A 26,343-nucleotide genomic window follows, 5' to 3' on the forward strand; every position below is an offset into this window, starting at 1 on the left:
AGGCGGGCTCCTCACCATGAGGGTCTGATATCTCGCCGCGAAACGCGGCCTCATCCTGAGGGCCCGCCATAGGCGGGCGTCTCGAAGGATGGGGCCGCAAGCGAGCTGTTCGCCATGTCTTTCCGAGAGGCCCCATGATCATCCCCGACGGCTATTCCGACATCCCCGCTGGCAAGATCGCCGCGGTCGTCACCCATCTGGAGATGACCGCGCCTCCCGCGCGCCGCGACGATCCTCCAGGCCGCTGGTCCTTGCGCAAGGTCGACGCGCCCGCGCTTCATTGGTATCGCGACCTCCATCGCCGTGTCGGCGAGGAGTGGCTGTGGTTCTCGCGTGCGCGCCTGAATGACAGGGAGCTTGCCGCGATCGTCCACGCGCCGGGCGTCGAGGTCTATGCCCTGGTCGTGGACGGCCGCGACGAAGGCCTGCTGGAGCTGGATTTTCGCGAGGCCGGTCAGTGCGAGCTGGTCTATTTCGGCGTCACCGCCGGATTGATCGGGACGGGCGCCGCTCGCTTCCTGATGAACCGTGCGCTGGAGACTGCCTGGTCGCGCGAGCTACGCCGCGTCTGGGTGCACACCTGCACCTTTGATCATCCGTCCGCCGTTACGTTCTATCAGCGCTCGGGATTTCGTGCGTTCCGTCGCCAGATCGAGGTGGCCGATGATCCGCGCCTCGATGGAACGGCATCGCCGACGGCGGCGAGGCATGTGCCGATCATTGAGTAATGCCGGGCTACGCGCCCTCAATAATTATACCGCACGCCAAAGCTGAACCCCTGCGCAAGCAGGTTCGTCGTGTTGAGCACCGGCGCGGGCCGGTTCGGCCCGCCGCCGGCCGGCGGTGGCGCGAGGTTCGGATTGACGGTGGTGTCGATCAGCCCGCCGGCGCGCTGTACGCCGGTCCAGTACATCACGTCGTAGCCGGCGATCAGCCGCCAGCCGGGCGCAACCTGATATCCCGCCTTCAACGACAGCTCCGGCACCACGGCGAAGCGGGTTTGGTCGTAATGGCCTATATTGCTCGACAGCGCGAGGAAGCCGCCGGGGGCCGTCGTGGTGACGCCGGCCACGGTCGAGGCGGTCGAGCCCGAAATGTCGGCACTGTTGAGATTGGCGCCGAGCGCCACCTTGCCGCGCCACTCCAGCGACCACGGGCCATTGCGCCAGTCGCCGGTAAGGCCGAGATCGAGGCCGTGGAAATTGCTCGACGCCTTGAAATTGTCGGTGGGGCTGAAGGTGCCGAAGGCAAGAATGGTCGCGGTATTGGAGATCGTCAGCGTGTCGGTCGACCGCAGATAGCGATAGCCAACCAGCGCGCTGACGCGCTGTCCGCTCCACGCGCCGAGATCCCAGCGATAGAGCGCGCCGGCGCCGAGCAGGCGCGAGGTTTCGCTCGCGCTGGCGCTGCCGGTGGCCAGCCCCGGAAATCCCGCGATCAGCGCGTCGGGAAATCCCGTCAGCGCATTGGTGAATGGCCGTGCCAGGATCGGATTGGCATTGGTGTCGGTCGCAAATCCGGTCGAGAGATTCTCCAGCCCGAAGAACGAGGCTTCAATGCCGCGGCTGCGCTGCGGATCGAACCAGTAGCCGGCGGTGATGCGCCCGCCCGAACGCCAGTCGTTGTTCACACTGGAATTGCCGAACAGCACGGTCGTCGTGGGCTGGCCGAGCACGCCGACAACTCCCAGCGGCGTGCCGACCGGGCTCGTGGTCACCAGCGCCGGCAGCTTGTCGCCCGTCACGCTCCAGGCAAGGTAGTCGGCCTCGGCCCAGAACGGATTGAAGTCGGCAGGTTTGGGCGGCGCCTTCATCGGCAGATCGGCTGCTGACGTGACGTCGGGCACGATCGCCGTAAGAGCCAGGCCGACCGCTGCCGCTCTCAATGCCCGCCGATTCATTTGGCTTCCCTCTGGGTCCGCGGAATGAACCATGCGACAATTTGTTCGGCAAGCTGGAGTTGAGGCGGTGCCGAGACGAAAATGTGTAGCTGTTGCCGTTGGGCACCGCTCGCTGGCTGTGTCGTTCGATAATAGCCTTGTGAAGAAGGTGAATGGCCGGCTTCGAGCCCCGGCACTGACTAGTGAGCGAGAACCATGTTCCTGATTGGCCAATACGATTCTCCCTTCGTCCGCCGTGTCGCGATCGCGCTGCGGCTCTACGGCCTCGCCTTTGAGCACCGGCCATGGTCCACCTTCGGCGACGCCGACAAGATCGCGCCGTATAATCCGCTGCGCCGCGTGCCGACCCTGGTGCTCGACGACGGCGAGGCGCTGATCGAGAGCACGATCATTCTCGATTATCTCGATGAGCTCGTCGGGCCGGAGAAGGCGATGCTGCCGCGCGGCGGCGCCGAGCGACGAAAGCATTTGCGCATCTGCGCACTCGCCACCGGTCTCGGCGACAAGGCGGTGAGCCTGCTCTATGAGCGCGTGCTGCGGAAGGAGCAGCTTGCGTTGTGGGTCGAGCGCTGCCAGGCGCAGATCGCCGACGTGCTCGGCGTGCTGGAGGCCGAACGCGCCGGGGTGACGACGCCGTATTGGCTGGCCGGCCGGATCGGCCACGCCGACATTGCGGTTGCCTGCGTCGTGCGCTTCACCCGTGAAGCGCATCCGCTTCTGTTCGAGCCATCGCGCTATCCGGCGCTGTCGGCACATGCCGAACGCTGCGAGGCGCTGGCACCGTTCAAGGAGATCGTGCAGCCGCTGACCCCGCCGAAGGGGTGAAAGCGCGGCGTCCTATCGCCTGTTGCAGGGCTTGATCTCACCCGCCGCGGACTTCAGGACGATCGGATTTGGCGACAGTCTTATGCCAAAGAACAATTGAGAGCCGGACACCTTGTCGTCCGATCCCTGGTGGGCGTCCAGCTCGAGCTTCGCTGCGATCTCGGATGTCAGCTTGGCCCGCTCCTCCATCGAAATCGTGTTGTGATATTTGATCTCGTAGACGACGTCGGCCTCCAGTACGGACCGCGTCTGGCAGACGACTCCGCCGCTCGAAAGGTTCAGGGCGATCGCGTCCTCGCATTCGGCCTTCAGCAATGCATTGCGGGTCGATATCAGCGACTCGTCGGAAATCAGGAGAATGTTGGCGTTCTCGAGCTTGAGGTGAATTGAATCAACCTGCTGCATTCCGGCGACCGCCGACAGCTTGTCCCTGACCTGCGCGGACACGTCGAGATTCTTCTCGAGCGACTGCTTCAGGTCCCGATCCACGGTCGGTGATTTCCGGATCTTGTCGGCCAGCAGCGCGGGGTCGATATCGCAGGTCGGATGCAGCTCCAGCCGGCCATTGCTCAGATATTCGATCGTGTTGATGGTGCCGGGACCGCCGAACGTGCTCGGCGGGACCACCTCGAAATATCCGGTCTCGGAGAGGATGGCCGTGATCGTCTGTTTCTTTCGCGGGAACCCGACCCAGGCTGCAACCATCACCAGGCCGATCGCGACAAAGACGAGGCTACCAAGCCAAAGCCATTTGCGACTTGCTACTTTCGCGGGCAGCACAACTGGTTTCGTTCGCCGCATGGCACGTAGCCTTTCGGACAGTCAGCCGCGGCAATCGTAGGCAGCACGACAAGGGCGATCGCGGCGACGAACAGTGCAATGAACTGGTTCATATGCTCGATCCCAAGCAAACCATCGGTTTGAAGGTAGTAGACCGACAGAGTATCGAATCAAGGTTGAGCGGACAAGTGAACGAGTTCACACCGCCCGGTTCCTGCGCGAAATTGCCGGTGAGCCGAATTCCGGACCGCGGCTCGTCCTGGTGGTGTGTCAGAAAGGAGCAGGCCGCTCTTTGCGTCGCGCACTGCCGGTTGTTGCGAGGCGCAGGCGCCGTCCAGGGAGATCGTGCAGCCGCCGGCGCCGCCGAAGGAGCGAGGTCTCTACCCTCCCCTGGAGGGGGAGGGTCGTGGGCGCGAAGCGCGAGCGGGGTGGGGAGACCTCTCAACACGGGTAGTGTTCAACGCGGAGAGACCGTCACGCCACCTCGGTCCGCATTCCGCTTCGCTGCATGCGAACCGATTCTCGCCCTCCAGGGGAGGATGGGGACCGCACGTGTGGCAACCATCGGCATGGCAGGCGATGATGGAATATTACCGGTGTTTTGCCCGACGGAGCAAGTCGTTTCGGTAAGACCGAAATTCCTCAACCCTTTCAACCCCACCTCTACTGTGCATGGGGTTGTTTTTCACTTTTTTCGTCTTGGGAAGCGAAGGCGGGCCTACCCCGCCCCCGCGCGCTTCTTCTGCCAAACGAGATGCACCGCGCAGGTGCAGCCGGGCGGATGCGAGGCGAGGTCCTTCGACGTCTCATCGTTCGCGGGCGTTGCCACGAAGGCCTTGTCGGTCTGCTGCGACGGGATGTAGTTCAAGACCGGCGCGAGCCAGCGCTCGGTTTCCGCCACCGTCATTCCCTTGCGTGCGGCATAGTCCTCGACCTGGTCACGCTCGATCTTGCCGACGCCGAAATAATAGCTCTCGGGGTTCGCGAAATAGAGCCCGGACACGGAAGAGCCCGGCCACATCGCAAAGCTCTCGGTCAGCTTCACGCCGGCAGTCGCTTCCGCGTCGAGCAGCTCGAACAGCGTCGCCTTCTCGGTGTGATCGGGTTGCGCGGGATAGCCCGGCGCTGGACGGATGCCCTGGTACTTTTCGAGGATCAGATCGTCGCAGGAGAGTGCTTCGTCCGGCGCGTAGGCCCAGAACTCGCGGCGCGCGCGGGCGTGCATGCGTTCCGCAAAGGCCTCGGCGAGGCGGTCGGCCAGCGCCTTGCACAGGATCGAGGAGTAGTCGTCATTGGCCATCTTGAAGCGGTCGGCGACCACGTCCTCGCCGATGCCGGCTGTGACGACGAAGCCGCCGACATAATCGGGGACGCCGGCGGGCGCGACGAAGTCGGCGAGCGCGGCGTTGAACCGGCCCTCGCGCTTCTCGAGCTGCTGGCGCAGCGTGTGCAGCGTCGCGATCTGCTTGGTCCGGCTTTCGTCGGCATAGAGCACGATGTCGTCGCCTTGCGCATTCGCCGGCCAGAAGCCGACGGTGGCGCGCGCCCTGAACCACTTTTCCTTGACGATCAGATCGAGCATCTTGCGCGCGTCGTCGTAGAGCGAGCGTGCGACTTCGCCGACCTTGGAATCGTCAAGGATGGCGGGGAAGCGGCCGGCAAGCTCCCAGGTCTGGAAGAACGGCGTCCAGTCGATATAGGGCACGAGCTCGGCGAGATCGTATTCGTCAAAGCTGCGGATGCCCAAGAAGGTCGGCTTCACCGGCTTGTTCTTGGCAAAGTCGACCGGCACGCGGTTGGCGCGCGCGGCCGCGAGCTTCAGGCGCTTCTTGTCCGCCTGCGCGCGCAGATGCGCGTCCGAGATTTTTGCGTATTCGGCACGCACCTCGGCGGCGTAAGCCTCGCGCTTCTCCGGCGAGAGCAGCGAGGAGGCAACGCCGACGGCGCGGCTGGCGTCATTCACATGCACGACGGGACCGGCGCGATAGCTCGGGTCGATCTTGACGGCCGTGTGCACACGGCTCGTGGTGGCGCCGCCGATCAGCAGCGGCAGCTTCAAACCTTCGCGCTGCAATTCGCCGGCGAAGAACGCCATCTCGTCGAGTGAGGGCGTGATCAGGCCTGATAGCCCGACGATGTCGGCCTTCTCCGCCTTCACGGTCTCGACGATTTTTGCGGCCGGCACCATCACGCCGAGGTCGATGACCTCGAAATTGTTGCACTGGAGCACGATGCCGACGATGTTCTTGCCGATGTCGTGGACGTCGCCCTTGACGGTCGCGAGCACGATCTTGCCGGCGGACGAGGAGCCTTCGGTGCCGATGCCGTTGGCGAGGTTGCGCGCCTTCTCTTCCTCCATGAACGGCATCAGCCACGCCACCGCCTGCTTCATCACGCGCGCGGACTTCACCACCTGCGGCAGGAACATCTTGCCGTCGCCGAAGAGGTCGCCGACCACGTTCATGCCGGCCATCAAGGGGCCCTCGATCACGTCGAGCGGACGCTTGGATGCCTTGCGGGCCTCCTCAGTGTCCACTTCGATGAACTCGGTGATCCCATGCACCAGCGAATGCGACAGCCGCTTCGCCACCGGCCATTCGCGCCAGGCGAGGTCGGCTTCTTTGGTCTGGGTCTTGTTGCCGCGGAATTTCTCCGCGAGCGCCAGCAGGCGCTCGGACGCACCGGGGTCGCGATTGAGGATGACGTCCTCGCATACCTGGCGCAGCTCGGCATCGATGTCGTCATACACGATCATCTGCCCGGCATTGACGATGCCCATGTCCATGCCCGCCTTGATGGCGTGATACAGGAACACCGAGTGCATCGCCTCGCGCACCGGCTCGTTGCCGCGGAACGAGAACGACAGATTGGAGACGCCGCCGGAAATATGCGCGTGCGGCAGGTTCTGGCGGATCCAGCGCGTCGCCTCGATGAAGTCGACGCCGTAATTGTTGTGCTCCTCGATGCCGGTCGCGATCGCAAAGATGTTCGGATCGAAGATGATGTCCTCAGGCGGGAAGCCGACGCGGTCCACCAGGATGTCGTAGGCGCGCTTGCAGATCTCGGTCTTGCGCGCGAACGTATCGGCCTGGCCGACTTCGTCGAACGCCATCACCACCACGGCTGCGCCGTGGCGCCGGGCGATCTTCGCCTCGTGAATGAACTTCTCCTCGCCTTCCTTCATCGAGATCGAGTTGACGACCGGCTTGCCCTGCACGCATTTCAGGCCGGCTTCGATCACCGAGAATTTCGAGGAATCGACCATCACGGGGACCCGGGCGATGTCGGGCTCGGCGGCGACGAGGTTGAGGAAGGTCACCATCGCGGCTTCCGAATCCAGAAGCCCTTCGTCCATGTTGACGTCGATGATCTGCGCGCCGTTCTCGACCTGGTCGCGGGCGACCTGCAGCGCGGCGGTGTAGTCGCCGGCGGTGATCAGCTTGCGGAAGCGAGCGGAGCCGGTGACGTTGGTGCGCTCGCCGACGTTCACGAACGGGATGGCGTCCGTCAGGATGAATGGCTCGAGACCGGAGAGGCGCAGCCGCGGTTCGATTTCCGGCACGATGCGCGGCTTGTGCGGGGCGACGGCCGCCGCAATCGCCGCGATATGGTCCGGCGTGGTGCCGCAGCAGCCGCCGACGATGTTGATGAGGCCGTCGCGCGCGAATTCGCCGACCAGGCGCGCCATGTACTCCGGGGTCTCGTCGTACTGGCCGAATTCGTTGGGCAGGCCGGCGTTCGGATAGGCGCACACCAGCGTGTCGGCGACGCGGCCGATGTCGGCGATGTGGGCGCGCAGATCTTCCGCGCCGAGCGCGCAGTTGAAGCCGATGGTGACGGGCTTTGCGTGTCGCACCGAATTCCAGAATGCCTCCGGCATCTGGCCCGACAGCAGGCGGCCGGATTTGTCGGTGATGGTGCCCGACACCATCACGGGCACGTCGATGCCGCGCTCTTCGGTGATTTCGGCGATCGCATACAGCGCCGCCTTGGCGTTCAGCGTGTCGAAGATGGTCTCGACCAGCAGCAGATCGACACCGCCGTCGAGCATGCCGTTGATCTGCTCGCCATAGGATTTGCGCAAATCGTCGAACGTGACGGCCCGGTAGCCGGGGTTGGAAACGTCGGGCGAGATCGAGGCGGTGCGGTTGGTCGGGCCGATGGCACCCGCAACGAAGCGGGGCTTGCCGTCCTCGGCCTCGACGCGCCTTGCGGCGTTGCCGGCGAGGCGGGCGCCTTCGCGCGCCATCTCGTAGACGATGTCGGTGAGATCGTAATCCGCCTGCGCGATCGAGGTCGTCGAGAAGGTGTTGGTCGCGACGATGTCGGCGCCGGCACGCAAATAGGCGGCGTGGATGTCCTCGATCGCCTGCGGCTGGGTCAAGATCAACAGATCGTTGTTGCCGCGCAGGTCGCGATGAAAATTCTTGAAGCGCTCGCCGCGGAAGGCGGCCTCGTCGAACTGGAGGTTCTGGATCATCGTGCCCATGGCGCCGTCGAGCACGAGGATGCGCTCGCGCGCGGCATTGAGCAGGGCAGTTCGCTTGGGAGAAACGGGAGTGGTCATTTTATCTTAAGCCGCCTTCTGCGCGCTCTTGGCGCGGATGCCGAGCAAATGGCTGATCGCGAACACGAGATCGGCGCGGTTCATGGTGTAGAAATGAAAGGTGTCGACGCCGCGCTTCGCCAGCTTCTGCACCTGGCCGGCGGCAACCGTCGCGGCCACCAGCTTGCGGGTCTCGGCGTCGTCGTCGAGGCCGTCGAATTTCTCCGCCAGCCAATCCGGCACGGAGGTGCCGGCGCGGGTGACGAAATTGCGGGCCTGCTTGAAATTGTGCATGGGCATGATGCCGGGCACGATCGGGATGTCGATGCCTCGGGCACGGACGCGGTCGAGATAGCGGAAGTAGAGGTCGTTATCGAAGAACACCTGCGTGATCGCGCGCGTCGCACCCGCATCGACCTTGGCCTTCAGGGTGTCGATGTCGGCGTCGAAGTCGCGCGCTTCAGGGTGCTTCTCGGGATAGGCGGACACGGAGACTTCGATGTCGCCGTGCCGCTTCTTGATGCCCGCAACGAGGTCGGCGGAACTCTGGTAGCCGTCGGGATGGCTGGAATAGGGCGCGCCGATGCCGCCGGCGGGATCGCCGCGCAGGCCGACGATGTGGCGGACGCCGACCTCGTGATAGCGGTCGACGATCTCGTCGATCTCCCCGCGCGAGGCGCCGACGCAGGTCAAATGTGCGGCCGGCAGCAGCGCGGTTTCCCTGAGGATGCGGGTGATGGTCGAATGGGTGCGCTCGCGGGTCGAGCCGCCGGCCCCGTAGGTCACGGAGACGAATTTCGGGTCGAGCGGGGCGAGCCGGTTGATGGTCTCCCAGAGATTGCGCTCCATCTCTTCCGTCTTGGGCGGAAAGAACTCGAAGGAGATTGCAGGCCGCTTCGAGGAGAGGTGCCCGTTTTGGAGGTGCCCGTCTTGCCCTTCGGCTCGGGCAGGTGTCGTCAGATCAGTCATGGCACCACTCACTCCAAGGGCTCGTCCGGTTTTTGGCGGCCGGCAGTCAGGTCTCGATTGGATGTGGGCAAGATAAGCCAAAGCGGTCGCACTCGACAGCCCATCGGGGATGGGAAGTGGCCCACTTTCACCGGTACCGGTGGAAATATTGAACGGAAGAGGGTGTGAGTGGGAAGTGCGTAGGTGTAATAAAATGTTATATAAATCAACAAATTGCAACAGTTTTGGCGACGGGCAGGAGCAAATATGGGGTGTGGGCAGTGTGAAGATGGTGTTGCCGCGACAAATCTTGTCCCATCGCCTCAACTGGCGCTGCCGTGCGGGTTCGCGGCCCGCACACGCCAGACCTGCGCAGTCTGCCCATTGCCGCCGCGCCGGCCTTCACTACCTTAGCGCGCCATGATCCCGCTCTCAGTCCTCGACCTCTCCGTCGTCACCACAAGTACAAAACCCGCCGCGGCGCTGCGCAACAGCATCGATCTGGCGCGCCATGTCGATGGGCTTGGCTATGTCCGCTACTGGCTCGCCGAGCATCACAACCTCGCCTCGGTGGCGAGCCCGGCGCCCGACGTGATGATCGGGCAGATCGCAGCGGTGACGAAGCACATCCGCGTCGGCTCTGGCGGGGTGATGCTGCCCAACCACGCCCCGCTCGTGGTGGCCGAGCGCTTCAAGATGCTGGAGGCGCTGTTTCCCGGCCGCATCGATCTCGGTCTCGGCCGCGCCCCCGGTACCGATGGCGCCACGGCCTACGCCCTGCGCAGCCGTCTCGACCGCCGCGAGGGCGACGACTTCCTGGAGCGGCTGCACGAACTGATTCTGTGGGAGACCCGCGAATTTCCCGCAGGGCACCCCTACAACAACGTGGTCGCGATGCCCGACGACACCAAGCTGCCGCCGATCTGGCTGCTCGGCTCCAGCGATTATTCCTCGGAGCTCGCCGCGCAGGTCGGCATGGGCTTCGCCTTCGCCCATCATTTCGCATCCCATGACGCGATCGATGCGATGGTGCATTACCGCAACCGTTTCCAGCCCTCGGCCTGGAGCGCGAGCCCGCGCGCGATCCTCGCGGTCGCCGTCATCGCGGCCGACACGGATGAGGAGGCCGAAAAGCTCGCCACCTCGTTCGATCTCAACCGCCTGCGCCGCGACCGCGGGCAATATCTGCCGCTGCCGAGTGTCGAGGAGGCGCTGGCCTATCCCTATACGGACGCCGAGCGCATTTCGATCTCGCGCAACCGTTCACGCCTCTTCGTCGGCAATCCGGCGACGGTGCAGAAGAAGCTGCAGCCGTTGATCGATGCGAGCAAACCGGACGAGTTGATGGTGATTACGGCCGTGTACGACCACGACGCACGGAAGAAGTCGTATTCGCTGCTGGCGGAGGCGTTCGGGCTGAGAGCGGCCGCGTAAAGCTCTCGTGTCCCGGACGCGGCGCAGCGCGAAGCGGTGCGCTGCAGAGCCGGGGCCCATCGCGCTCCGGGTATCGTGGCCCCAGGGTCCCGGCTCGCGCTCCGCGCGTCCGGGACACTCAATCAATCCTGTTGCGTTTCGCTGAACGTCGCGCGGAAGGGGTGCCCCGGATACACGCCGACGATGCGGAATTCGCGCGAGAAGAATTTCAGCTCCTCGATCGCGAACGCCAGGCCCTTGTCTTCAGGGTGGCCGTCGACGTCGGCATAAAACTGCGTGGCGAAGAAATTGCCGTCGACCATGTAGCTTTCGAGCTTGGTCATGTTGACGCCGTTGGTGGCGAAGCCACCGAGCGCCTTGTAGAGCGCGGCGGGCAAGTTGCGCACGCGAAATACAAAAGTCGTGACCAGCGGCCCCGAGCCCTGCGCCGCCCATTTCGGCTCGCGCGCCAGCACCACGAAGCGCGTGGTGTTGTGCGCCTCGTCCTCGATGTCCTCGGCCAGGATGTCGAGGCCGTAGATCTTTGCCGCAAGCCGCGAGGCGATCGCGGCGACGGCCTTGTCGTTGCGCTCGGAGATATCGCGGGCGCTGCCGGCGGTGTCGGCGTGCACGATCGGCTTGATTCCGAGTTTGCGGATGATGCGCCGGCACTGGCCGAGCGCATGCACGTGGCTCTCGACGCTCTTGATGTCCTCAAGCTTCGTCCCCTTCACCGCCATCAGCTGATGGCGGACCGGCAGAAACCATTCGCCGATGATGAAGAGGCCGGAGGCCGGCAGCAGATGATGGATGTCGGCGACGCGGCCTGCGACCGAATTCTCGATCGGGATCATGCCGAGGTCGGCCTCGCCCGACGAGATCGCCGACAGCGCGTCCTCGAAGGTGGCGCAGGGCATCGGCTCGGCGTCGGGATAGGCCTCGACGATGGCGATGTGGGAGTTGGCCCCAGGCTCGCCCTGGAATGCGATTTTCAGCTTGCTCATGATCGGCCTTGTAACAGCGGCTCAGGATTTGGAAAGGATGCTGCGGGCGGTCTCCAGGTCCGCCGGCGTGTCGACCCCGCGGGGCACGGTGTCGACGATGGTGAAGTCGATCCGCATCCCGGCTTCCAGCGCCCGGAGCTGCTCGAGCTTCTCCTGCAATTCCAGCGGGGATGGCGGCAGCGAGACGTAGCGCTCCAACGCGGCGCGGCGATAGGCGTAGAGGCCGATATGGTGGTAGCGCGGTCCGTCGCCGGTCGGCGCGGTCGCGCGAGTGAAATAAAGTGCGCGCATGCGTTTCCCGCCCAGCGAGGTTCCGATCGCCTTTACGACGCTCGGCGCGAGGTCCTCCTCCTCGGTATGGATCTGCGAGGCCAGCGTCGCGATGTCCACGGCCGGATCTTGCAGCGGCGGCAGCACCTCGCGGATGTTGTCGATCGTGATGGTCGGGAAATCGCCCTGGAGATTGACCACGATCTCGGCCTTGCCTGAGGGATCGAGCTTCTGCATCGCCTCGTGGATGCGGTCCGAGCCAGAGGGGTGCTCCGGGCGGGTCATCACGGCTTCGCCGCCATGGGCGGTGACCACGGAGGCGATCTCGTCCGTATCGGTTGCGACCGCGACCCGGCCGATGCCGGCGGCCTCTGCCCGCCGCATCACATGCACGATCATCGGCAGGCCCGCGATGTCTGCGAGCGGCTTGCCGGGCAGGCGGGTGGCGGCCATGCGGGCCGGGATCAGCACCAGGATGCGGGGATCGATCATCGGGTCAAGGGCCTGGAAACGAGAGGTTTTCCGCGTCGAGAAATGGGGTGGGGACGGGCTGAAAGCCGGGTCGCTTATACGGGTTGCCAGACCCCGGGCAAACCGATATCTCAATGGCAAAACTCGGGGAAACAACAAGGAACGTTTGATTCTCCCGAGGCTCGTCCTGGCGGCCGCTCGGCCGCTATTTCCTTACTGTGGTGTGGGGCCTGGCCGGAAATGGACTCTTTCGAACTGAACAAGATCCTCGGTGCCGTGCTTGGCACCTGTCTCATTCTGCTTGTGACGAGCTTTGCCGCCCAGGCGCTGTTCACACCGAAGCCGCTGGCGAAGCCTGGTTTCGAGATCGCCGTGAAGGAAGATGCTGGCCACGGCAAGGAAGGTGGCGCCGCTGCTGCGCCCTCCGAGCCGATCGAAAAGCTGCTCCAGACCGCTTCCGTCGAAAAGGGCGCTTCGGCTGCCAAGAAGTGCGGCGCCTGCCACACCTTCGAGAAGGGCGGCCCGAATCGCGTCGGTCCGAACCTCTATGGCGTCGTCGGCGAAGCCAGGGGCGAGGGCCGCAACGGCTTCAACTTCTCGGCCGCCATGAAGGCCAAGGGCGGCACCTGGTCGTTCGACGACCTCAACAAGTTCATTGCAAACCCGAAGGGCTTCATCCCGGGCACCGCGATGGGCTTTGCCGGCATCCCGAAGGACTCCGAGCGCGCCGACGTCATCGCCTATCTGAATTCGCTGTCAGAGCATCCTCAGCCGATCCCGACGGCGTCGAAGTAAGGCCGTCAAAAGCCAATCTTGAATGTGCGGCCAGGCTGAAAAGCCTGGCCGTTTGCTTATCCGGGCCTCGCGGTGAGTTTATCGGGGCGTTTGGCCGCATCCGACAGGCCGCCGGGGCTTCCAACATGAGGAAAAAGCAACATATTCCGTCGAAACCTCGCCTATATTGAGCACTTAAAGGGGTAACCTCCTTCAAGATCAGGAATGTTGATTTGGCCATTACCCGACGCGATCTCCTGCTCACCGGCACTGCTGCCGTAGCGCTCCCCGCCCTCGGTTCCGTAGGGGGCCTTCCCGTCATCGGCACGGCCGCGGCGCAATCCGCCAGTGAGGCGCCCTGGCGCCACGCGCTGTCGCTGTTCGGACAGGTCAAATATCCCGCCGACTTCAAGCGCTTCGATTACGTCAATCCGGAAGCGCCCAAAGGCGGTGTCGCGCGCCAGATCGCCGTCGGCACTTTCGATAATTTCAATATCGTAGTGGCGGGAGTGAAGGGGCAGGTCGCCGGTGCCGTCGCGTTCATCTACGAATCCCTCACGACGCCGTCGCTCGACGAAGTCTCGACCGAATACGGCGCGCTGGCCGAGGCCGTCAGCCACCCGGCCGACTTTTCCTTCGTCACCTATCGTTTGCGGCCGCAGGCCAAATGGCATGACGGCAAGCCGGTCACTGCGGACGACGTGATCTTCTCGCTGGATGCCTTCAAGAAGCATCACCCGATGTACTCGGCCTATTACAGCCATGTGGTGAAGGCCGAGAAGGTCGGTGAGCGCGAGGTGAAGTTCGTGTTCGACGCACCGGGCAACCGCGAGCTGCCGCAGATCGTCGGGCAGCTCACGGTTTTGCCGAAGCATTGGTGGGAGGGGACCGACGCGCAGGGCCGCAAGCGCGATGTCTCCGCGACCACGCTCGAAATACCGCTCGGTTCCGGCCCCTACATGGTCAAGGAATTCGTGGCGGGACGGTCGATCGCGCTGGAGCGCGTCAAGGATTATTGGGGGCGCGATTTCGCCACCAATGTGGGCCGCAACAATTTCGACGAGATGCGCTACGAGTATTTCCGCGATGCCACCGTGGCGATCGAGGCTTTCAAGGCCGATCAGGTGGACTGGCGCACCGAGAACAGTGCGAAGAACTGGGCGACAGCCTACGACTTCCCGGCCGTGACCGAAAAGCGGGTGATCCTCGAGGAGTTCGCCAATCGCAGCTCGGGTGTGATGCAGGCTTTCGTGCCGAACCTGCGCCGCGCCAAATTCAAAGATCCGCGCGTGCGTCGTGCGCTCAACTATGCGTTCGACTTCGAGGAGATGAACAAGCAGATCTTCTACGGTCAATACAAGCGCGTCAGCAGCTATTTCGATGGCATCGACGAGCTCATGGCGACCGGGTTGCCGCAAGGGAAAGAGCTCGAGATCCTCGAGACCGTCCGCGCCGAGGTCCCGCCGGAAGTGTTCACGACGGCCTACACCAATCCGGTCGGCGGCAGTCCGGAAGCCGTGCGCGACAATCTTCGCGAGGCGCTGCGCCTGTTCAAGGAGGCCGGTTACGAGGTGCGCGACCGCAAGCTGGTCGACGTCAAGACCGGTGCGCAGTTCACCCTGGAGCTGCTGAACCAGGATCCGAGCTTCGAGCGGGTCACGCTGTTCTACAAGCCGTCTCTGGAACGGCTCGGCATCGCGGTCAGCGTGCGCACGGTCGACCCGACTCAATACGAGAACAGGACGCGGGACTGGGATTTCGACGTCGTCACCAACTCATGGGGCGAGTCGCAGTCGCCGGGCAACGAGCAGCGCGAGTTCTGGTCGTCCAAGACGGCCGACATCGCTGGTTCGCGCAATATTGCCGGCATCAAGAATCCGGCGGTCGACAAGCTGATCGAGCGGCTGATCTACGCCACGGGCCGCGACGATCTCGTCGCGGCAACCAAAGCGCTCGACCGCGTGCTGCTGTGGAATAACTACGTCGTTCCGCAATGGACCTATTCGAAGATCCGCACCGCGCGCTGGGATCGCTTCGGCCGGCCGGCGGAATTGCCCAAATACGGTCAGTCCGGCTTCCCGTTCATCTGGTGGTACGACGCAGACAAGGCGGCACGGATCGCAAAGAAGTCGTGAAGGACATCCCCCGCATGACGCAGATGTCACGCCGCCATGTGCTGGTCTTGGGTGTCGGCGGCACTCTCAGTGCGTCCCTCGGCGCGCTGATGTTGCCCGGCGCACGCGCATCGGAGGCGGGGATCGAGGCGCACGGCATCTCGGCGTTCGGCGATCTCAAATATTCCGCCGACTTCCACCATTTCGACTATGTCAATCTCGATGCGCCGAAGGGCGGCACGTTCTCGCTCATTCCATCAACGAAAGGCTACAACCAGTCGTTCCAGACCTTCAATTCGCTCAATGCCTTCATTCTGAAGGGCGAGGGCGCGCAGGGCATGGATCTGACCTTCGTCACGCTGATGGCGCATGCCGGCGACGAGCCCGACGCGATGTATGGCTTCGCCGCGAAATCAGTGCAGCTCTCGGCTGACAAGCTCGCCTATCGGTTCACGATGCGGCCCGAGGCACGGTTTCACGATGGCTCGAAACTGACCGCGCATGACGTCGCGTTCTCGATCAATGTGCTGAAGGAGAAGGGGCATCCGCTGATCCAGATCCAGATGCGCGACGTCAAGGGCGCCGAAGCACTGGACGACGCCACCGTGGTCGTGACCTTCGCCGAGAAGCGGGCACGTGACGTGCCGCTCTATGTCGCGGGTTTGCCGATCTTCTCGAAGGCCTACTACGCCAACCGGTCGTTCGAAGAAACCACGACCGAGACGCCGCTGGGCTCCGGTCCCTACAAGGTGGGCAAGTTCGAGATCAATCGATTCATCGAGTTCGAACGTGTCAAGGACTGGTGGGGCGCGGACCTGCCGGTCTGCCGCGGCAGCAACAATTTCGACGTGATCCGCTACGAATTCTATCGCGACCGCGACGTCGCCTTTGAAGGCTTTACCGGCAAGAATTATTTGTATCGCGAGGAGTTCACCTCGCGCATCTGGGCCACGCGTTACGACTTCCCGGCGATCAGGGACGGCCGCGTCAAGCGCGAGCAGGTGCCGGATCAGACTCCGTCGGGCGGCCAGGGCTGGTTCATCAACACGCGGCGGGACAAGTTTAAGAACCCGAAGGTGCGCGAAGCGCTGAACTGCGCGTTCGACTTCGAATGGACCAACAAGACCATCATGTACGGCGCCTATGCGCGCACGCGCTCGCCGTTCCAGAATTCGGACCTCGTCGCGGAGGGCCTGCCGTCGCCCGAGGAGTTGAAGCTGCTCGAGCCCTTCCGCGGCCAGGTGCCCGACGACGTGTTCGGTGAGCCGTTCGTGCCGCCGGTGTCGGACGGCTCCGGCCAGGATCGTGCGCTCTTGCGCAGGGCCCAGCAATTGCTCCAGGAGGCACAGTTTCCGGTCAAGGATGGCAAACGGCTGCTGCCGAATGGCGAAGTCTTCGCCGTCGAATTCCTGACAGACGAGGCCTCGTTCCAGCCGCACCATGCCTCGTTCCTCAAGAATCTCGGCGTGCTTGGTATCGAGGCCAATCTGCGTCTCATCGACGCCGTGCAATATCGTGCGCGGCTCGAGTCCTTCGATTTCGACTTTGCAATACAGCGCCTCACGATGTCGGCGACGCCCGGCGATAGCTTGCGGACGTACTTCACCTCGCAAGCTGCGGCGACCAAGGGGTCTTACAACTATGCCGGCGCCGGCAGTCCTGCGCTCGACGCGCTGGTCGAGAAGGCCATGGCGGCGGAAACACGCAATGAGCTGACGATCGCGTGCCGCGCGATCGATCGTGTCTTCCGCGCCGGCCGCTACTGGGTGCCGCAATGGTACAATACCAGCCACCGGCTGGCTTATTGGGACCAGTTCAGCCATCCCGCGAACCTGCCGCGTTACGCGATCTCCGACTATGCAAGCGGCGTCGGTGAGCGGACCTTGTGGTGGTATGACCGCGCCAAGGCGGCCAAGCTCGAGCAGGCGAAATAATCATGAGCGCCTATATCGCCCGCCGCATCCTCCTGATGATCCCGACGCTGCTCGGGATCCTCTTCGTCTCCTTCGTCGTCGTGCAGTTCGCGCCGGGCGGCCCGGTCGAGCGCGTCATCGCGCAGCTCTCGGGCGCTGACACCGGCGGCAGCTCGCGCATCTCGGGCGGCGGTGATTTCGCTCAGCGCGCGCCCGGTCAGCTGGGCGCTGGTGGCGATGCCATCAATTCGAAATATCGCGGCGCGCAGGGCCTGGACCCCGACTTCATCAAGAAGCTGGAGAAGCAATTCGGCTTCGACAAGCCGGCCCCCGAACGCTTCGCGCTGATGGTGTGGAATTTCGCCCGCTTCGATTTCGGCAACAGCTATTTTCGCGATGTCAGCGTGCTCCAGCTGATCAAGGAAAAGCTCCCGGTCTCGATCTCGCTTGGCATCTGGCTGACGCTGCTGACCTACTTGATCTCGATTCCGCTCGGCATCCGCAAGGCGGTCAAGGACGGAACGCGCTTCGACACCTGGACGTCGAGCGTACTCGTGCTCGGCTACGCGATTCCCGGCTTCCTGTTCGCGATCCTCCTGATCATCCTGTTCGCCGGAGGCTCGTTCTTCAACTGGTTCCCATTGCGCGGACTGACGTCAGACGGCTGGTCGCAATTTCCCTGGTACTGGAAGATCATCGATTACTTCTGGCATTTGACGCTGCCGCTGATCGCCATGGGGCTCGGCGCGTTCACCACCATGACGTTCCTGACCAAGAACTCGTTTCTGGATGAGATTCGCAAGCAATACGTGATGACTGCGCGCGCGAAGGGCTGCAGCGAGAATCGGGTGCTCTATGGCCACGTCTTCCGCAACGCGATGCTCATCGTGATCGCGGGCTTTCCCAGCACCTTCATTCACGCTTTCTTCTCGGGCTCGCTTCTGATCGAGACCATCTTCTCACTGGATGGGCTCGGACTGCTCAGTTTCGAGAGCGTTCTCAACCGCGACTATCCCGTGGTGTTCGGCACGCTCTTCATCTTTTCGCTCGTCGGCCTCGTGATCAACCTCATCTCTGACCTCACCTATATGTGGATCGATCCGCGGATCGATTTCGAGGCGCGGGAGGTCTGATGACACTGGCCGCCCCGACCCCGATCGAAACCACCGCAAAGTCGCCGCTCGGCGATGCCGTGCCGATCACGCGCAAGCCGTTCGTGCCATCGCCGCTCAACCGGCGGCGCTGGCAGAATTTTAGGGCGAACCGGCGCGGTTACTGGTCGTTCTGGATCTTCATGATCCTGTTCGTGGTGTCGCTGTTTGCCGAGCTGATCGCCAATGACCGGCCGTTCCTGATCAAGTACGACGGCCATCTCTACTGGCCGGCCTTCGTCACCTATTCCGAGACGACCTTCGGTGGCGACTTCGAGACGGCGGCCGACTACCGCGATCCCTATTTGCAGAAGCTGATCAAGGACAAGGGCGGCAGCATCGTCTGGCCGCTGATCCGCTATTCCTACGACACCCACAATCTCGACCTGCCGACACCGGCGCCGTCGCCGCCGACCTGGATGCTGACGGAGGCGCAGTGCAAGCCTGTCGTCGAGAAGAAGGGCCTCAAGAGCTGCCGCGACCTCGAATACAACTGGCTCGGCACCGACGATCAGGGCCGCGACGTGGTTGCGCGCCTGATCTACGGTTTCCGCATCTCGGTGCTGTTCGGCCTGTGCCTAACCATTGTCTCCTCCGTCGTCGGCATCGCGGCCGGCGCGGTGCAGGGCTATTTCGGCGGCTGGGTCGATCTGTTGTTCCAGCGTTTCATCGAGATATGGACTGCGATCCCTTCGCTCTACCTCTTGCTGATCCTCTCGTCGGTGCTCGTGCCCGGCTTCTTCGTGCTGCTCGGCATCCTGCTCCTGTTTTCCTGGGTGTCGCTGGTCGGACTCGTGCGCGCGGAATTCCTGCGCGGGCGCAATTTCGAGTACATCCAGGCCGCGCGCGCGCTGGGCGTGTCGAACGCCGTGATCATGTTCAAGCATTTGCTGCCGAACGCGATGGTCGCGACGATGACGTTCCTTCCGTTCATCGTCTCCTCGTCGGTCATGACGCTCACGGCCCTCGATTTCCTCGGCTTCGGGCTGCCGCCCGGCTCGCCGTCGCTCGGCGAACTGCTGTCGCAGGGCAAATCCAACGTGCAGGCGCCCTGGCTGGGTTTCTCCGGCTTCTTCTCGGTCGCGATCATGCTGTCGCTCTTGATCTTCATCGGCGAAGCCGTGCGCGACGCCTTCGATCCGCGCAAGACGTTCAAGTGAGGGCGTGATGGACGCGATCAACCAGCCCCTGCTTGCCGTCCGCGACCTCTCGGTGGCCTTCCACCAGGGCGGCGCGACGACGCTCGCGGTCGACAAGGTCTCGTTCCAGATCAAGCGCGGCGAATGCGTCGCGCTAGTCGGCGAGTCCGGCTCCGGCAAGTCGGTCAGCGCGCTCTCGATCCTGAAGCTTCTGCCCTATCCGAATGCCTCGCATCCCTCGGGCAGCATCCGCTTCAAGGGGCGGGAGCTGATCGACCAGTCCGAGCAGCAGATGCGGGAGATTCGCGGCAGCGATATCTCCATCATCTTCCAGGAGCCGATGACCTCGCTCAATCCGCTGCACACGATCGAGGCGCAGATCGGCGAGATCATCCAGCTCCACAATCCGACCAGCAATGCCGAAGCGCGCAAGCGGACGCTGGAACTGCTGACGCAGGTCGGCATCCCCGAGCCCGAAACGCGGCTCAACAGCTATCCGCACCAGCTCTCCGGCGGCCAGCGTCAGCGCGTCATGATCGCGATGGCGCTCGCCAACGAACCGGACCTCCTGATCGCGGACGAGCCGACCACGGCGCTCGACGTCACCGTGCAGGCGCAGATCCTGGCGCTGCTCGCCGAGATCCGCTCCCGGCTCGGCATGAGCCTGCTCTTCATCACCCACGATCTCGGCATCGTGCGCCGCATCGCCGACCATGTCTGTGTCATGAAGGGCGGTGAGATCGTCGAGCAGGGGCCGGTCGAGCAGGTCTTCAGGACCCCGAACCATCCCTATACGCGCGACCTGCTCGCGGCGGAGCCGAAGCCCGATCCGGCGCCGCCGCAGCCGAATGCACCGGTGGTGATGTCCGCCGATGATTTGAAGGTCTGGTTTCCGATCAAGCGCGGCTTGATGCGCAAGACGGTTGGCCACATCAAGGCGGTCGATGGCGTCAGCATTGCCGTACGCAAGGGCGAGACGCTCGGCGTCGTCGGCGAGTCCGGCTCGGGCAAGACCACGCTCGGGCTGGCGCTGATGCGGCTGATCTCCTCCAATGGCCGCATCGTGTTCCTCGGCAAGGACATCCAGGGCCTGCGCTTCAAGGAGATGCGACCGTTCCGGCGCGACATGCAGATCGTGTTCCAGGATCCGTTCGGCTCGCTCAGTCCGCGCATGTCGGTCGCCGACATCATCGCCGAGGGCCTCACCGTGCACCAGCCAAAGCTGTCGCGCGAGGAGCGTGAGGAGCGCGTCGTCAAGGCGCTCGAGGACGTCGGGTTGAAGGCAGACACCCGCTATCGCTATCCGCATGAGTTCTCCGGCGGCCAGCGCCAGCGCATCAGCATCGCGCGGGCGGTGGTGCTGGAGCCGGATTTCGTGGTGCTGGACGAGCCGACCAGCGCACTCGACATGCTGATTCAAGCGCAGATGGTCGACCTCTTGCGGGAGCTCCAGCGCAGGCGCGATCTCACCTACATGTTCATCTCGCACGATCTGCGCGTCGTCGCCTCGCTCGCCAGCCATCTCATCGTGATGCGCGGGGGGAAGGTGGTCGAGGAGGGACAGGCCGCCGAACTGTTCAAGAGCCCGAAGACGGATTACACACGCGCGCTGTTCGCGGCGGCGTTCCGGCTGGAGACGGCGGGGAACGGGGCGGTGGCGACGTAGTCTTCAGTCGGATGGGTAGAGCGAAGCGAAACGGCGCGTGGTGAGAATGATGGGTTTCGCTGCGCTCTACCCATCCCACGAAGTCGCGCTACAGCCGCTTGATCGCGACGATTTCGCTGCCTGCCGCCTTGATCCGCGCGATCGCCGGCTCGGTCGCCTCGATCACGGTTGCCATGTGATGCGCGTTGGCGTGAACCATGGTGCCGCCATCGCGGACGATGGCGACATGGCCCTTCCAGAAAATGAGATCGCCGCGTTGCAGCTTGGTCCGCTCATGCGTCTCCAGCGCGCGGCCGAGCCCTGCCTGCTGCATGTCGCTGTCGCGCGGGCAGCCGATGCCTGCTGCTGTCAGCGAGACCTGCACGAGGCCGGAGCAGTCGATGCCGAGGCTGCTCTTGCCGCCCCAGAGATAGGGCGTGCCGACGAAGCGTTCGGCGACCGCGACGAAGTCCGGCTCGCGGTGATCGAGCGGGGCGATATGGGCCTTCGGCAGATATTGTCCGTCGCGCGTCACGGCGAAGCTGCCGTCCTCGTGCACCACCGCAACCTTCGAGCCCAGCGCGAGCGTGCCGGCCGGCGGCAGCTTGATCGAGGGACCGGGGAAGGCGAATGTCCGGAGCGCGCTCACCTTGTGGGTCGGGGCGGCCGATGGCTTCATCAGCGCTGCATCAGGCAGCCAGCCGACATAACCATCGCCGCCAAGCTGGCCCCAGGCCCAGCCTTCGCCGTTGCGATCGTAGACCGTGACGCGTTCGCCGCGCAGCGCCTCCGTCATCAGCATCGCGTTCGACGACGGCTGCTCGCGCACGGGTGTGATCGCCTCGAACACCTCGAATTCCTCGCCCGTGACGAAGCGGTCGGCTTCCACCTTGCCTTCGAGATATTTCGCGGCGAGGTCGCCGCGCGCCGGTGTCAGCCTTGGATCGTGTCCTGGATCATGCATAGCGCTCGCTCAGCAATGTGTAGATGGCGCGCGCGGCCTGGCATTCGCCGCCTTCGGGCCGCGCCGGCTTTGCCGACGGGGTCCAGCCGTAGATGTCGACATGAAGCCAGCTCTTCGCCTGCTCGACGAACCGTTGCAGGAACAGCGCGCAGGTGATCGAGCCGGCAAAGCCGCCTGAGGGTGCGTTGGTGATGGTGGCGGTCTTGGAGTCCAGCCACGCATCGTAAGGCGGCCACAGCGGCATGCGCCACAAGGGATCGTTCTCCTTCGCCGCGCAACGCGCGACGTCGGCGGCCAGCGTCTCATCATTGGTGTAAAAGGGCGGTAAATCCGGCCCCAGCGCGACGCGCGCCGCGCCGGTCAGCGTGCCCAGATCGATCAGAAGGTCCGGCTTCTCCTCGTCGGCCAGTGCCAGCGCGTCGGCGAGCACGAGCCGGCCCTCCGCGTCGGTGTTGCCGATCTCGACCGTGATGCCCTTGCGCGAGGTGAAGATGTCGAGCGGCCGGAAGGCATTGCTGGAGACGGCATTTTCTACCGCCGGAATCAGCACGCGCAGGCGGACCTTGAGCTTCGCATCCATCACCATGCGCGCGAGCGCCAGCACGTTGGCGGCGCCGCCCATGTCCTTCTTCATGATCAGCATGCCGCTCGACGGCTTGAGGTCGAGCCCGCCGGTGTCGAAGCAGACGCCCTTGCCGACCAGCGTCACCTTGGGATGATCAGGATCGCCCCAGCCGATGTCGATCAGCCGCGGCGCGCGGTCCGAGGCCATGCCGACGGCGTGGATCAGTGGAAAATTCGTCTTCAGGTCCTCGCCGATGGTGCAGGCAAAGCTGGCACCGAATTCCGTGGCGAGCGCTTGCGCGGCCGCAGCGAGCTCTTCCGGGCCCATGTCGTTGGACGGCGTGTTGATGAGGTCGCGCGCCAGCATCGCGGCGTCCGCCATGCGATTGATCTCGGCCGCGTCCACGCCATCGGGCGGTACCAGTCGGACGGCGGGGCGGTCAGCCTTGCGGTATCGGGCGAAGCGATAGCTGCCGAGTGCAAAGGCGAGCGACGCCAACCGCGCATCGTGGGGGGCATTGGCAAAGCGATAGATGCCCGGCGGCAGCAGGCCGGGCAGGGCGCCCGGCCGGAACAGGTCGCGTGATCTCGCGCCCTCGTCCTCGAGTCCGAACAGCACTTGCGCGATCGCGCCGTCCGGCGCGGGCAGCGCGAGATAGCCGCCCGGCTTGGCGGCAAAGGCGCTCGCGGTGGCGAACTGGCGTTGCACCGGCGGCAATTTCTCGGCGACCTGATCCCAGCTCGACTTGGTGACAAAGGTGATCGGGATGGCGGTGGGCGATGTCTCGAAGACAGAAGGCATTGGCGGGTCCGGATCGTCAGATCAAGCAGGTCATGCGAACGGACGAGACTTCGCAGAGTTTCGCCGCGGCTGCAATCGGCTTTGCTGTCACCGTTCAGCGACCCGCTACTCGCCGCAGGGGGCCCATGCTAGGTTCCGGCAACGGCCGCCGGATCGACTGGGAAAAGTGTGCAGGAGATGACCGGCGGCCGAAGACGAGGCCTGCCGGGAGGAAACTGCAATGGAATTTGTGTGGAGCGTGGTCACATTCATCGGCCAGGCCGTCGAGGCGATTTTTGGTTATGTCGAGCATCATCACTGGATCTTCGCATTCCTTGCCGGCGGCTACGTCTTCTATCTCCACGACCGCTCCGTCCACGCGCGGTTCGATGCGCTCGACAAGCGCATCGACGAAATCCGCAAGCGGCTGGCCATCGAATATTGATCGGGTGAGCGAAACAATCGCCGGGCGGATCTCGTATCACAGGCTGAGAACTGCCGTTCACGAGAGCGCGGCCGCGGGGCTTTACTAGCGCCGCGGTTGTGGCATTATTGACGGATATTTTAGATTGTGCCGTGCGGTTCTGCTGGCATCTTGCGCAGCAACGCGGCGGGCCGGCTTGATATCCGGCCAAACCTGTTCGTCGAAAGCATTCTTCTCATCGTTTGGGCGGCGCAGCATTCGCAAATGAGCGGCGCAAAATGGATAGAGCGTTCGTTATTGCGCAGATTTCCGACCTGCATCTGGACGGGTCAGGCCGGCTGCTGGCGACGACCGAGGCGCTCAGTGCCGCAATCCGTGAGGCGATGGCGGACTTCGCGGACGTTCCCGATCGCATTCTGCTGATCACCGGTGATCTCGTGGACGACCCGACGCCGCGTGCGCTGGACGAAGCGCTCGCCGTCATCGCGTCCTTCCGGCAGACCGGGCTGTTCACCGACATCCAGGCGGTCGCGGGCAATCACGACGTCAAGCGCCCGAAACAGCGCGCGGGCCGCCACGACGTCTATGATTATTTGCATCTGCCGCGGAGCTCGAAGAGCGTCTATTACCGCCAGGCTGGGCTTGATCTGGTGCTGCTCGACTCCAACCGCGCGAGCCTCTCGACGCTCGCGAGCGGCAATATCGACGAGAGCGCCTACAGCGCGCTTGTCGCGGATTCCGCCCGGCTGAGCGTCGAGCTCGCGGGCAGCATGGGATCCGTGGGACGCGCCGACTATGCCGAGTCGGCGGAAAACCTGGTGCGCGTACTGGCGTTGCATCATCATCCGCTGCCGCAGGCGACCGGCGAAGGAAAGCGGTTTCTCGGCGTGCCCGACGAACCGCTGATGTATCTCGCGGCGCCCGCAACTTTCCTCGAAGCGGCGACGTCGCTCAACGTCAATCTGGTCCTGCACGGACACCGGCATGTCGAGGGGCTCACCCGCTATTCGATCCCGGATCCGCGTGCCACGCGGAGCGCGAGCGGTGAAGCCTTCTGGCGTACGATCTACGTGCTCTCCTGTCCGTCCTCGACCGGGCAGGCCGGTGACGATGCCGGCTTCAACATCATTCATTTTGGCGCATCGTCCCAGGCCGGCCGCACGGAGCACCAGTTCGCGATCACGCGCTATTCGCGGCCGCGCAACGACGGCACCTTCGGGCTGCTCGACTCGAACCTGCCGGACGGCGTCATCAGGTTGCCGGCAGGACGGGATTTTTCCCGCGATCCCGCCGTCCAGTCGGCCATCGAGATCGCCTCATGTGCGATGCTGAAGCGTGATCAAGTTGTCGCACAGGCCCGCCGGCTCCTGATGCGCCGCGCTTTCTATGCCGACGGCGAGGTGGATTGGCCGAGCGCGCTCCACGCCTATCTCGTCACCTCATGGGTCTGGGCCGATATCGGGGGCAAGTTCGCGAGATCGGAGCGTAGAGATGACGCCGAGGCGCTGGCCGCGGTGAAGTTGTTGCTGCGCCGCTTGATCGAGCACTGCGCCGACGTGCTCGGCATTGACGATGTTCAGCTCGACGAGCTGCTTGCGAAGCGGCTGGTCAACCGCGACGACTTCCGGCGCGAATGGCCCGGGATGCCGAGCGCAGGCGTCGATGTTTCTCAGGCGCGGCGGCGGCTGCAATTGCTGCTGCACGACCTGAACGAGCCGGTGAGGGTGCTCGGTCTCGATCTGGCACTCGGTGGCGAGCCGCCGCCGCAGACACCGCCGTGAGGGGCAGCCAGGCTGACGTTAACCCGCCGTTAGGGTTAACAGTCTATTGCTGGCGCGTTCGGCTCGATCAATCGGCTCGTGAGTCAAAAGCGTCATGCGTCAACGGTTCAGTCTTGCCCGGCTTCTCGCGTCCACTTCGCTGGTGGCGGCAGTGGCCATGGGCCTCGGCGGCTGCACGGCCATGTCGAAACTCTCCGACGTCACAGGCTCTGTCGGGCCGCGGACGGAAGCCGCCCCCGCCGATCCCGCGCGCGCCGTCGACGTCTATGGCGAGCGCTACCGTGCCAATCCCAAGGACGCCGACGCGGCGCTCGGCTACGGCCAGGCCTTGCGCGCCAACGGCCAGCGCGCCCAGGCCGCCGCCGTGCTCGAGCAGGCGACCATCGCCAATCCCGGCAACAAGGCGCTGCTCGCGCAGTATGGCCGCGCGCTCGCCGACAACGGCAATTTTCAGCAGGCCTTCGACGTGCTGTCGAAGGCGCACTCGCCCGACAATCCGGACTGGCGCCTGCTCTCGGTGCAGGGCACCGCGCTCGATCAGATGGGCCGCCACGACGAGGCGCGTTCCTATTATGCGAGCGCGCTGAGGATCGCGCCGGGCGATCCCGGCGTGCTCTCCAATCTCGGCCTGTCCTACATGTTGTCGAAGGACCTGCCGAAGGCCGAAGAGGCGTTGCGGCAGGCCTACGCCTCGCCGCGCGCCAGTACCCGGGTGCGGCAGAATCTCGGCCTCGTCGTCGGTCTCCAGGGCCGCTTTGCCGAAGCCGAGACGATCGTGAAGGCCGACCTGCCGCCGGACCAAGCCGCGGCCAATGTCGCTTACCTCAAGGAAATGCTGAGCCGCAGCGACGCTCCGCGCGGTGCACCGAAGCGGACGCCGGTCGCCTCGCTCAGCCAGCCCGACTGATCAGAACCTGATCTTGCAATCCTGAAGCT

At 64.3% G+C, this 26,343-nt stretch carries 20 protein-coding genes; 12 read left to right on the forward strand and 8 right to left on the reverse strand.

Features of this window, described 5'->3' with window-relative positions:
* Nucleotides 1-134: 134 nt before the first annotated feature.
* Entirely contained in the window at nucleotides 135-728 is a 594-nt protein-coding gene (locus AB7245_RS05405; protein ID WP_085403568.1) for a GNAT family N-acetyltransferase, read from the forward strand.
* 17 nt (nucleotides 729-745) lie between these two features.
* Here AB7245_RS05405 and AB7245_RS05410 read toward each other — a convergent pair whose 3' ends face one another.
* Nucleotides 746-1,900, reverse strand: coding sequence for a BBP7 family outer membrane beta-barrel protein (locus AB7245_RS05410; RefSeq protein WP_161495885.1), 1,155 nt, complete (start codon nucleotides 1,898-1,900; stop codon nucleotides 746-748).
* A 195-nt stretch (nucleotides 1,901-2,095) separates the two neighbouring features.
* On the opposite strand from AB7245_RS05410, the gene AB7245_RS05415 reads away from it, so the two are divergent.
* The gene (locus AB7245_RS05415) at nucleotides 2,096-2,725 is read left to right on the forward strand and encodes a glutathione S-transferase family protein (protein WP_085403570.1); all 630 of its coding nucleotides are present in this window, start codon (nucleotides 2,096-2,098) and stop codon (nucleotides 2,723-2,725) included.
* 12 nt (nucleotides 2,726-2,737) lie between these two features.
* On the opposite strand, the gene AB7245_RS05420 is transcribed toward AB7245_RS05415, so the two are convergent.
* From AB7245_RS05420 to metF, 3 genes are all read right to left on the reverse strand, one after another.
* Nucleotides 2,738-3,526, reverse strand: coding sequence for a hypothetical protein (locus AB7245_RS05420; RefSeq protein ID WP_071916715.1), 789 nt, complete (start codon nucleotides 3,524-3,526; stop codon nucleotides 2,738-2,740).
* A 697-nt stretch (nucleotides 3,527-4,223) separates the two neighbouring features.
* The gene (gene metH / locus AB7245_RS05425; RefSeq protein ID WP_354115631.1) at nucleotides 4,224-8,072 is read right to left on the reverse strand and encodes a methionine synthase; all 3,849 of its coding nucleotides are present in this window, start codon (nucleotides 8,070-8,072) and stop codon (nucleotides 4,224-4,226) included.
* A gap of 6 nt (nucleotides 8,073-8,078) precedes the next feature.
* The gene (metF, locus tag AB7245_RS05430; RefSeq protein WP_085401895.1) at nucleotides 8,079-9,020 is read right to left on the reverse strand and encodes a methylenetetrahydrofolate reductase [NAD(P)H]; all 942 of its coding nucleotides are present in this window, start codon (nucleotides 9,018-9,020) and stop codon (nucleotides 8,079-8,081) included.
* A 399-nt stretch (nucleotides 9,021-9,419) separates the two neighbouring features.
* On the opposite strand from metF, the gene AB7245_RS05435 reads away from it, so the two are divergent.
* Entirely contained in the window at nucleotides 9,420-10,433 is a 1,014-nt protein-coding gene (locus AB7245_RS05435; protein ID WP_085401894.1) for an LLM class flavin-dependent oxidoreductase, read from the forward strand.
* Nucleotides 10,434-10,555: 122 nt separating this feature from the next.
* Here AB7245_RS05435 and AB7245_RS05440 read toward each other — a convergent pair whose 3' ends face one another.
* Together AB7245_RS05440 and AB7245_RS05445 are read right to left on the reverse strand one after the other, a co-directional pair.
* Entirely contained in the window at nucleotides 10,556-11,416 is an 861-nt protein-coding gene (locus tag AB7245_RS05440; RefSeq protein ID WP_014498246.1) for a prephenate dehydratase, read from the reverse strand.
* 21 nt (nucleotides 11,417-11,437) lie between these two features.
* Nucleotides 11,438-12,178, reverse strand: coding sequence for a 3-deoxy-manno-octulosonate cytidylyltransferase (locus AB7245_RS05445; RefSeq protein WP_014498245.1), 741 nt, complete (start codon nucleotides 12,176-12,178; stop codon nucleotides 11,438-11,440).
* Between the two features lie 219 nt (nucleotides 12,179-12,397).
* Here AB7245_RS05445 and AB7245_RS05450 point away from each other — a divergent pair, with 219 nt between their 5' ends.
* The 6 genes from AB7245_RS05450 (at nucleotide 12,398) to AB7245_RS05475 (ending at nucleotide 20,914) form a co-directional block, all read left to right on the forward strand.
* The gene (locus AB7245_RS05450) at nucleotides 12,398-12,952 is read left to right on the forward strand and encodes a c-type cytochrome (protein WP_071916710.1); all 555 of its coding nucleotides are present in this window, start codon (nucleotides 12,398-12,400) and stop codon (nucleotides 12,950-12,952) included.
* Between the two features lie 212 nt (nucleotides 12,953-13,164).
* Nucleotides 13,165-15,066: an extracellular solute-binding protein gene (locus AB7245_RS05455; RefSeq protein WP_085401893.1), complete on the forward strand. Its 1,902-nt coding sequence runs from the start codon at nucleotides 13,165-13,167 to the stop codon at nucleotides 15,064-15,066.
* A 14-nt stretch (nucleotides 15,067-15,080) separates the two neighbouring features.
* Nucleotides 15,081-16,979, forward strand: a complete 1,899-nt coding sequence (locus tag AB7245_RS05460) for an extracellular solute-binding protein (RefSeq protein ID WP_135214688.1) — start codon at nucleotides 15,081-15,083, stop codon at nucleotides 16,977-16,979.
* A 2-nt stretch (nucleotides 16,980-16,981) separates the two neighbouring features.
* A complete protein-coding gene (locus AB7245_RS05465; RefSeq protein ID WP_028148358.1) occupies nucleotides 16,982-18,091 on the forward strand; it encodes a microcin C ABC transporter permease YejB in 1,110 nt (369 codons plus the stop codon).
* Entirely contained in the window at nucleotides 18,091-19,269 is a 1,179-nt protein-coding gene (locus AB7245_RS05470; protein ID WP_085401891.1) for an ABC transporter permease, read from the forward strand. Before AB7245_RS05465 ends, AB7245_RS05470 begins: the two co-directional genes overlap by 1 nt.
* 7 nt (nucleotides 19,270-19,276) lie before the next feature.
* Nucleotides 19,277-20,914, forward strand: a complete 1,638-nt coding sequence (locus tag AB7245_RS05475) for an ABC transporter ATP-binding protein (protein ID WP_085401890.1) — start codon at nucleotides 19,277-19,279, stop codon at nucleotides 20,912-20,914.
* A gap of 88 nt (nucleotides 20,915-21,002) precedes the next feature.
* On the opposite strand, the gene AB7245_RS05480 is transcribed toward AB7245_RS05475, so the two are convergent.
* Both AB7245_RS05480 and AB7245_RS05485 read right to left on the reverse strand, forming a co-directional pair.
* Complete coding sequence (locus AB7245_RS05480; protein WP_085401889.1) at nucleotides 21,003-21,857, reverse strand: C40 family peptidase; 855 nt, start codon at nucleotides 21,855-21,857, stop codon at nucleotides 21,003-21,005.
* Nucleotides 21,850-23,223: a leucyl aminopeptidase family protein gene (locus tag AB7245_RS05485; RefSeq protein ID WP_085401888.1), complete on the reverse strand. Its 1,374-nt coding sequence runs from the start codon at nucleotides 23,221-23,223 to the stop codon at nucleotides 21,850-21,852. The genes AB7245_RS05480 and AB7245_RS05485 overlap by 8 nt, the downstream gene beginning before the upstream one ends.
* Nucleotides 23,224-23,443: 220 nt before the next feature.
* On the opposite strand from AB7245_RS05485, the gene AB7245_RS05490 reads away from it, so the two are divergent.
* The 3 genes from AB7245_RS05490 to AB7245_RS05500 all read left to right on the forward strand — a co-directional run bounded on the left by AB7245_RS05490 (nucleotide 23,444) and on the right by AB7245_RS05500 (nucleotide 26,314).
* The gene (locus AB7245_RS05490; protein WP_018454690.1) at nucleotides 23,444-23,647 is read left to right on the forward strand and encodes a hypothetical protein; all 204 of its coding nucleotides are present in this window, start codon (nucleotides 23,444-23,446) and stop codon (nucleotides 23,645-23,647) included.
* Nucleotides 23,648-23,904: 257 nt separating this feature from the next.
* On the forward strand, nucleotides 23,905-25,407 hold the full coding sequence (locus AB7245_RS05495; protein ID WP_085401887.1) for a metallophosphoesterase family protein: 1,503 nt from the start codon (nucleotides 23,905-23,907) through the stop codon (nucleotides 25,405-25,407).
* Between the two features lie 94 nt (nucleotides 25,408-25,501).
* Nucleotides 25,502-26,314 (forward strand): tetratricopeptide repeat protein, encoded by an 813-nt coding sequence (locus AB7245_RS05500; RefSeq protein WP_085401886.1) that lies wholly within the window; start codon nucleotides 25,502-25,504, stop codon nucleotides 26,312-26,314.
* Nucleotides 26,315-26,343 lie beyond the last annotated feature (29 nt).

Origin of the sequence: Bradyrhizobium sp. 604_D8_N2_3 (assembly GCF_051810765.1) — a bacterium.
Lineage (GTDB): Bacteria > Pseudomonadota > Alphaproteobacteria > Rhizobiales > Xanthobacteraceae > Bradyrhizobium > Bradyrhizobium barranii.